Source organism: Comamonas trifloxystrobinivorans (genome assembly GCF_043359985.1).
Lineage (GTDB): Bacteria > Pseudomonadota > Gammaproteobacteria > Burkholderiales > Burkholderiaceae_C > Comamonas > Comamonas trifloxystrobinivorans.
This window is the reverse complement of record NZ_JBHZGV010000023.1, coordinates 60,216-68,444: the sequence shown is the minus strand read 5'-3', so window position 1 is coordinate 68,444 and position 8,229 is coordinate 60,216. Positions and strand designations below refer to the sequence as shown.

General features: G+C 65.2%; 9 protein-coding genes. 5 read left to right on the top strand and 4 right to left on the bottom strand.

All coding sequences use genetic code 11. The features are described 5' to 3' along the window. Positions 1-152 precede the first annotated feature (152 nt). The 4 genes from ACFIQF_RS22155 to ACFIQF_RS22140 all read right to left on the bottom strand — a co-directional run bounded on the left by ACFIQF_RS22155 (position 153) and on the right by ACFIQF_RS22140 (position 3,140). Positions 153-1,436: an O-antigen ligase family protein gene (locus tag ACFIQF_RS22155; RefSeq protein WP_393945828.1), complete on the bottom strand. Its 1,284-nt coding sequence runs from the start codon at positions 1,434-1,436 to the stop codon at positions 153-155. Then, positions 1,433-2,248, bottom strand: coding sequence for a glycosyltransferase family 2 protein (locus ACFIQF_RS22150; RefSeq protein WP_393945827.1), 816 nt, complete (start codon positions 2,246-2,248; stop codon positions 1,433-1,435). The genes ACFIQF_RS22155 and ACFIQF_RS22150 overlap by 4 nt, the downstream gene beginning before the upstream one ends. Further along, a complete protein-coding gene (locus ACFIQF_RS22145) occupies positions 2,249-2,455 on the bottom strand; it encodes a zinc-finger domain-containing protein (protein ID WP_393945826.1) in 207 nt (68 codons plus the stop codon). Positions 2,456-2,708: 253 nt separating this feature from the next. Beyond that, on the bottom strand, positions 2,709-3,140 hold the full coding sequence (locus ACFIQF_RS22140) for a glycerate kinase (protein ID WP_393945825.1): 432 nt from the start codon (positions 3,138-3,140) through the stop codon (positions 2,709-2,711). Positions 3,141-3,301: 161 nt separating this feature from the next. Between ACFIQF_RS22140 and ACFIQF_RS22135 the strand changes: the two genes are divergently transcribed. The 5 genes from ACFIQF_RS22135 to ACFIQF_RS22115 all read left to right on the top strand — a co-directional run bounded on the left by ACFIQF_RS22135 (position 3,302) and on the right by ACFIQF_RS22115 (position 8,196). Further along, the gene (locus tag ACFIQF_RS22135) at positions 3,302-4,030 is read left to right on the top strand and encodes a MarC family protein (RefSeq protein ID WP_393945824.1); all 729 of its coding nucleotides are present in this window, start codon (positions 3,302-3,304) and stop codon (positions 4,028-4,030) included. 77 nt (positions 4,031-4,107) lie between these two features. Then, positions 4,108-4,536: a pyrimidine dimer DNA glycosylase/endonuclease V gene (locus ACFIQF_RS22130; protein ID WP_393945823.1), complete on the top strand. Its 429-nt coding sequence runs from the start codon at positions 4,108-4,110 to the stop codon at positions 4,534-4,536. 5 nt (positions 4,537-4,541) lie between these two features. Further along, positions 4,542-6,014, top strand: a complete 1,473-nt coding sequence (locus ACFIQF_RS22125) for a S1 family peptidase (protein WP_393945822.1) — start codon at positions 4,542-4,544, stop codon at positions 6,012-6,014. Next, positions 6,011-7,111: an FHA domain-containing protein gene (locus ACFIQF_RS22120; protein WP_393945821.1), complete on the top strand. Its 1,101-nt coding sequence runs from the start codon at positions 6,011-6,013 to the stop codon at positions 7,109-7,111. Before ACFIQF_RS22125 ends, ACFIQF_RS22120 begins: the two co-directional genes overlap by 4 nt. Positions 7,112-7,191: 80 nt before the next feature. After that, positions 7,192-8,196, top strand: coding sequence for an aldo/keto reductase (locus ACFIQF_RS22115; RefSeq protein ID WP_393945820.1), 1,005 nt, complete (start codon positions 7,192-7,194; stop codon positions 8,194-8,196). Positions 8,197-8,229 lie beyond the last annotated feature (33 nt).

Below are 8,229 nucleotides of genomic sequence, written 5' to 3'. Positions count from 1 at the left end.
CGGGGACGCTGGATGTGGGGCAGATTTTTCGCCTCCCTTTTTGGCTGGGCAAAAAGGGAGGTCGCCTGCCGGGGCGAACCCGGCCAGCTGCAGCATGCAAGCAGCACAACGCCAGTTAGAAAAACAAGCCTTCCAGCGAGCAGCTCAACTCGCTAACGCTGAGCAGCAATCAGCGCCCGCTCTCGCCCAATCAAGGCCCCCAACAACAGCACCAGCATGTAAACATAAAACAGGTGCCCACTGTTATGGGCAAAAAACACCTGGGTCAGGCCAAAGCCCAGGTAGCACAGCGGCAGCATCATGCCCAGCATGCGCAGGTACAAAATCTGCCGGTCCATCGGGGCGCCAGCGCACTGCGCCATGCGCCGCCGTGTAGGCCAGAAGATCAGCAGTGGCACGGCATAAAAGGCCAGCAACAGCACCACGCCCAGCAGACCGCGCTTGGCGAACATGTCGAGCAACTCGTTGTGGGCATGGTCGTAATCGAGCACCGAAGCGCTCACTTCGCCTGCTTGCACGCGGCGCGCTTTCTCGTCCGCATAGCCTTGCAGGCCCCAGCCGGTCAGTGGCCGGGCCCAGCCCATGTCCCAGGCCAGTTGCCAATGCGCCAGGCGCTGGCCCACCGAGGTTTGTGCCGCGCCCTGGTGCTGCTGCTGGTACTGCTCTACCTCGGTGACCGCCGTGGTGTAGCGCCGTGCCATTTCGTCGCCCTTGAAAACCAGCAAACCACCGATACCGATGGTGGCCGCTACCAGGCCCAGGCCCACGGGTTTGCGCAGGCCGCAGCGCCACAACAGCACTGCGCCGACCAGCAAGACGCCGGGCAGCACGATCCAGCTGCCGCGCGTGTCCGACAAGATCACCGCCAGCAGCCCGAACAGGCTGCACACCAAGCCCAAAGCCCGCTGCCAGCCCGCGAGCGAGCGCCACAGCAGCAGCACACCAAAGCAGCAGCCCAGCGCCAAAAACAGCGCCAGCCCGCTGAACTGGATGGCATTGGTAAAACCGTTGGCGCGGTAGGCCATGGTCCAGCCCATCTGGTAACAAGCCACCAGGCCCGCACCCAGAGCGCCGGCCAGCATGCCCCAGCCCAAAGGCCGCACCTTGGGCGCGCAGGCTTGCAAAAAGCCCAGTGCGGCCACCGCGAACAGGTATTTGTAGAGTTGGTCGCCGCGCGGGCGCAGGGCCAGGCCGTCAAAGCTGAAGGTCCACAGCAGGCCCATCACCGCCAGCAACGCGCCGCAAGCCACAGCGCGCTTGTCCCAGGGCTGGCTCCACCACTGGCGCACAAAAACCAGGGAAGCGAGCGCCAACACCGCAGCGCCCACCGAGTAGCCCGAGGGCAGGCTCAGCGCCACGCCAGGCACCAGAAAGGCCGCCAATTGGCTGACACGCAGCGCCAGCGGCGATGCGGCTTGCGGCGCAAGCGCGCTCATCTGCGCACGTCTCCGCTCAGATGAGGGCGGTCATAGGCCAGGGCGGCGTAGCGGAAAAAGCTCTCGAGCGCGACAAACAGGCAGTACAAAAAGCCCGCACCGCCGCCCAGAAAGCCGAAATGAAAAAAGTAAAGACGTACAAACATGGCCAATGATGCCGCCATGCCGCGCAAAATACCACCGCGCGCACCTTCGGCAGCCCGCTTGGCCGCGCCGAGCATGGCGTACTGGGTGAGCTTTTCCAGGCTGGAATGCACGGTGCTGCGCGAATGGTGCAGCAGCGGCGTCTCCATCAGGTGGCGCGGCACGTCCTCACGCAGCAACTGCGCTTCCTCGTGCACCACGCCGGTGTACTCGCGCAGCAGGCCGCGCCAAAACAGGCGCTCGACCTTGGCGGTAGAGCGCAGGTACTTGAGCTCTTTGCCAAAGGCCACCATGCGCCAACGCACCATCCAGATGGCTTCCTCGCCTGACTGCACAATGGACAGCAGCTCGTCGCGGAACTCCGGCGAGATGGTCTCATCGGCATCCAGGAAGAACACGTAGTCGCCCCGGGCATGCGCCAGCAGGCGGTTGCGCTGCAGGGCAAAGCCTTGCCAGTCGTCATAACGGAAGACCTGGGCCCCCAGATCGCAGGCGATGGCGGTGGTGCGGTCCGTGCTGCCGCTGTCCACCACGATCACCTGGTCAGCAAACGAGGCGCTGCGGATGCAGTCCTCGATGTTGTCTTCTTCATTGAGCGTCAGGATGCCAATGGTCAGCGACAGCTTGCGCGAAGCAGCTGCAGCACCGCCCAATGGGGATTTATTCACTCAATGGCCACCAGAGAAGGTTTCGCCCGCTTTGAGTCGGTAGACCGTGCCGCAGTAAGGGCACTTGGCTTCGCCGCTGTGGCCCACGTCGAGGAAGACGCGCGGGTGGCCGCTCCACAGTTTCATATCTGCCTTGGGATTGGGGCAGAACACGCCGCCTTGCGCGTTCAGGTCTTTGGCCAGCAACTCTACAACTGCCTGCGTCATGGTGATTCAACTTTCCTGTGCCGCCGGCGCTGCTTGCGCCAGCCGGCTTTCGATGGGTTCTGTATGCGCCAGGCAACCGGCTTTTGCCCAGCCCTGCCCGCCTATTGCGGCAGTGATTTTACGTGTGAGAGGCCTGCTTGACAGAATATTCACAGCGACCCGGGCAGAATTAGCCGCCCTTTCGTGCCTGTAAAGCGCCCAAAACCGCCCCGGTCAGCGCGTTTGTTACAAACAGGCCGGGCCCGGAGTGCCGTCAGCGGGGCAACTGGGTAGACGCTGGCGCGGGCTCGGCTGCGGCCTCGGGGCGTTGCAGTGTCCACTTCTGCAAGCGGCCGTTGAGAAACTCGCAGGTCACGCTGGAGTCGGTGTTGTCGCGCCAGACAAACACTTCGGGCTGCTCCAGCTCTTTGGACTGGCGCAGGCCCAGCGAGCGTGTCATTGCCACCACATGCACCAGCGGCACCTGCGGTTTGAGCTTGGCGTTGAGCATGACGGCGCTGGCCACATAGCCCAGCGGGCGCTCGGAGGCGCGCTTCATCACCGTCATCAGGCGCGTGAAGTGCAGCATCAGCCACATCACAATGCCGCCACCCACGGCGGCCACGCCCATCCATTTGTAATTTTGGTAAGCAGCCCCCAGCAACACCAGCAAGCCAATGGGGATGAGTATGTTTCTCCAGTTCATGGCGCGTATTGTCCACTGTGGCGCAGCGGCCCCCGGCGGCCAGGGGCCAATTTCTGCCAGGCTGGTGCCTCCCGGTTTGCCCTTACAAAGCCAGGCGGCCTCTGGCGCTGGGCGGCTTTGGCTGGCATGCTTGCGCGCTACTGCTTTTGAGTGCTACTGCCATGTCCCTGAGTTTTGCCGCCGCCTTTGCCGCTTTCAGCAAGAGTTTTCTGCTGGTGCTGGCCACCATGCTGCCGATCCTGAACCCGGTCAGCGTCTCTGCCATCTTTTTGACGCTCACCGAAGGCGCGTCCAAGGAAACCCGGCGCGCCATTGCCACGCGCATTGCCATCAATGTGACCTTGCTGACCATCTTCTTCATGCTGGTGGGCTCGTACCTGCTCGACATGTTCGGCCTGTCGATCGACATCGTGCGCCTGGGCGGTGGCCTGCTGGTAGCGGTGATCGGCTGGAACATGATCAACACCAACTCCTCGGAGGGCCGCACCGAAAAGCTGGCCGAGGCTTTCACGCCCGAGATGGCACGACGCCGCGCCTTCTACCCGCTCACTTTCCCGCTCACCTACGGGCCCGGCAGCCTGGCCGCTACCATCACCATCGGTGTCAGCCTGCTCGACCGCCATTCGCCGGCACTCACCATCGTCAACGTGGTGGGCGCGGCGGTGGGCAGCATCGTCGTGGGCATCGTGTTGCTGGTCTGCAACCGCTATGCCGACAAACTGCTCAAACCGCTGGGCGAGACCGGCACCATCGTGTTTCTGCGCATCTCCGCCTTCATCCTGCTGTGCCTGGGCATACAGATCGCCTGGAGCGGCCTGGGCAACATGATCAGCGAAGCCATAGGCCGCGGCGTGGTCGACGCCTACCAGCACTCCGGCCTGCGCCACTGAGCGTTGCCCCGCCGCCACTCAGGCCGCCAACGTTCGTTGTTGCTGCATTGGCACTTTGGTTTTGATAGCATGCACGCATGCGTCTTTGGTCTTTGCACCCCCAATATCTCGATCCCCAAGGCTTGGTCGCGCTGTGGCGCGAAGGCCTGCTGGCCCGCCATGTGCTGCACGGCCTGACCAAGGGCTACCGCCAGCATCCGCAGCTCGAGCGCTTCAAGGCCCATGCCGCGCCGCAGGCTGCCATCGATGCCTATCTGTGGGCCGTGCAACAGCACGCCACCGAGCGCGGCTACCGGTTTGACGGCAGCAAACTCGGTACGCTGGAGCCGGTTGCCACGATCCAAGTGAGCAGCGGCCAGCTCGCTTACGAATGGGAACACCTGCTGCGCAAACTGCAGACCCGCAACCCCGCCCTGTGGGAGCAATGGCGCAGCACCGCGCAGCCCGCATGCCATCCACTGATGCAGCTGGTCGATGGACCGATTGCCGATTGGGAACGCCCTTGATGACGATGACCTCTCTCCTCCATCGCTCCCCGCTGTGGCAACGCGCTGGCGCAGCCAGCCTGGCGCTGCTGCTGGCCGGCCCGACGCTGGCCGAGCCTGTGGCCCCTGCCAGCGGCGAAGCCGCAGGCACGCTGGCAACGCCTACCTCCGCCAACACCTTGACGCCTGCAACGCCGGCTAACGAGCCCAACGCCCCGACCGCCAGCAAACCCGCGGCCGATGCACCGCTGCCGCCGCCCTCGCCCGACGCGCAACAAGCCTATCTGGCGGCGCGCGACAAACTGGTGCAGATCCGCACGCTGCGCCGCCAAACCAACACGCAAAGCAGTACCGGCTCGGGCTTTTACGTCTCTGCCGACGGTCTGCTCATCACCAATTACCACGTCATCAGCCAGCTCGCGCTGGAGCCCGAGCGCCACCGCGCCGTGCTGGTATCGGTCGATGGCAAAGAAGCGCCGGTCAGCCTGCTGGCCGTTGATGTGCTGCACGATCTGGCCTTGCTGCGCGTAGCGCCGGCCGACGGCCAAAACGCCACCGCCACCAGCTACAGCGCCCTGCCGCTGCGCCCGCAGGACAAGCCGCTCAACGGTGGCGAACGCATCTTCTCGCTCGGCAACCCGCTCGACGTGGGCTTTGCCATCACCGAAGGCACCTACAACGGCCTGGTGCAGCGCAGCTTCTACCCGCGCATCTTCTTTGGCGGCACGCTCAACCCCGGCATGAGCGGCGGCCCGGCCATCGACACGCAGGGCCGCGTGGTCGGCGTCAACGTGGCCAAGCGCTTGGGCGCCGAGCAGGTGAGCTTTCTGGTGCCGGTGGAATTTGTCGCCCAGTTGCTGGAGCGCAGCCGCAAGGCCGAGCCCGTCAAAGGTGCGCTGCATGCCGAAATCACGCGCCAGCTCATGGGCCACCAGCAAGCGCTGAGCGACCGCCTGCTCAGCGGCCAGGCGCGCACCGAGCGCTACGGCCCGTACCGCGTGCCCGTGCCGTCCGAAACCCTGGCGCGCTGCTGGGGCGATGGCCGCGAGCGGCGCAGCGAATCGCTGTTCGACTTTGAGCGCAGCCAGTGCCGCATCGACAGCGAAGTCTTCACCGGCGACGGCGATGTCGGCGGCCTGGGCATGCGCTACGAAGCCTACGACGCACCGCGCCTGAACCCCTGGCAGTTCGCCAACACCTACAGCCAGAGCTTTACCAACGAACCCATGCGCAAGCGCGGCAACCGCGTGCGCACCGGCTTTGAGTGCCGCGAAGATTTTGTCTCCGGCGACGCCAAGCTGCCGCTGCGTGCCGTGGTCTGCCTCTCGGCCTACCGCAAGTTCAGCGGCCTGTACGACCTGACGGTGCTCGCCGTCTCGGTCGACCAGCCGCGCCAGGGCGTGCTCGGGCGGCTCAACGTCAGCGCTGTCAGCTTTGACAATGCCCAGCGCCTGGCCAGCCATTTCCTGCAAGGATTCTCCAGCGAGGCCGCGCGATGACTGCCCAAGACTACCCCGAGCTGACCGAAGTCGCGCCCGACACCGAAATGGCCGCAATCGATGCCGCGCCAGCCGCGCATCCGGCCCCCGAAAAACCGCCCGAAGGCGCCGTGCTGGAACTGTACGAGCGCGGCCACCGCCTGGCCTTGGCGCTGCCGGTTTTTGCCTGGCCCTGCACCATTGGCCGCGCCGCCACGGCCGACCTGGTGCTGACCGATGCCAGCATCGCGCCCGAGCATGTGCGCCTGCACCGCAGCGGCGCCGATGCGTATGAAGTGGAGGTGCTCGACAGCATCAACGGCGTCTGGCTGGGCAAGCGCCACTACCGCGCAGGCGAGCGCTTTCGCTGGACGCCGGGCCTGCGCCTGACGCTGGGCCGGGGCGTGCAACTGGCACTGCGCACCAGCACCGAGCCGCTACCCGCCACCCAACGCTGGCGGCCCTTCTCGCGCGCCCAAGGCGTGCTCACCGGCCTGGCCTTGGTGGCGCTGGCTTTGGTGGCCGCACTGCAAACCTGGCTGGGCGCCACCGAAACCGGCGCGCTGGCACGCCAGCTGCCGCCCATGCTGCTGGGCCTGTTTGGCGGGCTGCTGGCCTGGTCGCTGGTCTGGGCGCTGATGAGCAAGCTCTTCACCGGTGCCACCGCTTTCTGGCGCCATGTCTGCATTGCCACGGTGGGCATGGTGCTGATGTCGGTGATCGAGCAATTGCTCAACGGCGCAGCCTTTGCTTTCTCGCTGCCGCTGCTCTCACGTTTTGATTCGCTGCTCACCATCGCCATGTTCGCGGTGGTGCTGTGGTTCCATCTGCGCGCTGCCACCTTGGTCAGCGGCCGCACGCTGGGCGTGGCCGTGTTCAGCCTGCTGGTGCTGGGCCTGGGCGCCAAGCTCGGCCTGCAATGGCAATCGCAAAAGCGTTTGGGCGACGAGCTCTACATGTCGAACCTGCTGCCGCCGCAGTGGCGCATGGCGCCTGCGGTGCCGGTCGATCGCTTTATCGGCAGCACCACCAGCCTGCGCGAGCAGCTGCAAACCCGCAGCCAGCGCGAAAAAGACGAAGAAGAAGACACGAGCGACGACGACAGCGGCCTCGACTGAAAGCCCGCCTGCCAGCCGCAGGCGACTGACAGCACTGCGGCCAGGCCCTAGCATGGGACTCTCTGCCACCAGGAGTCCCCATGCTTTACCGCCAACTGGGCGCCAGCCCGCTCAAAGTCTCTGCCCTGTGCCTGGGCACTATGATGTTTGCCGACCAGACCGAAGAAAAAGAGGCGGCCGCCATCGTCGCCGATGCACATGAGCGCGGCGTCAACTTCATCGACACGGCCGACATCTACAGCAAAGGCGCCTCCGAAGCCATGGTGGGCCGCCTGTTGCAAGGCCAGCGCGACGACTGGGTGCTGGCCACCAAGCTCGGCAACATGATGGGCGACAAACCCAACCAGGGCTACTACTCGCGCGCCTGGATGCTGCGCGAAGTGGAAGCCAGCCTGCAGCGCCTGCAGACCGACCGCATCGACATCCTCTACCTGCACCGTGACCGCGTCGACCTGCGGCTGGAAGAGCCGCTCTGCGCGCTCAAACACCTGATGGACAGCGGCAAAATTCTGTACTGGGGCATCTCCAACTTCCGCGGCTGGCGCATTGCCGAAGCGGTGTACATCGCCCGCCAAATTGGCCTGCCGCCGCCCGTGGTGTGCCAGCCCTATTACAACCTGCTCAACCGCGGGCCGGAGACCGACATCCTGCCCGCCTGCGCGCACTACGGCATTGGCGTGGTCCCCTTCAGCCCGATCGCGCGCGGCGTACTCAGCGGCAAATACCAGCCCGGCATGGAGCCGCCAAAGGACAGCCGCGCTGGCCGCAACGACGCCCGCATTCTGCAAACCGAGTTCCGCCCCGAATCACTCGTCATCGCCCAGCAAGTGCAGCAACACGCGCAGCAGCAAGGCATCAGCGCCGCGCAATTTGCCACCGCCTGGGTGCTGGCGCACAAAGCCATCAGCTCGGTCATCGCCGGCCCGCGCACCTTGCAGCAATGGCAAGACTACCTGCCCGCGCTGGACTACACGGTGACGGTGGAAGACGAGCGTCTGATCAACGGCCTCGTCAGCCCCGGCCACCCGTCAACGCCCGGCTACAACGACCCGGCGCATCTGTGGCCGCAAGGGCGTTTGGTGTAGGCCCTTTCCGCCCGCCATTCCTTTTCACTACAA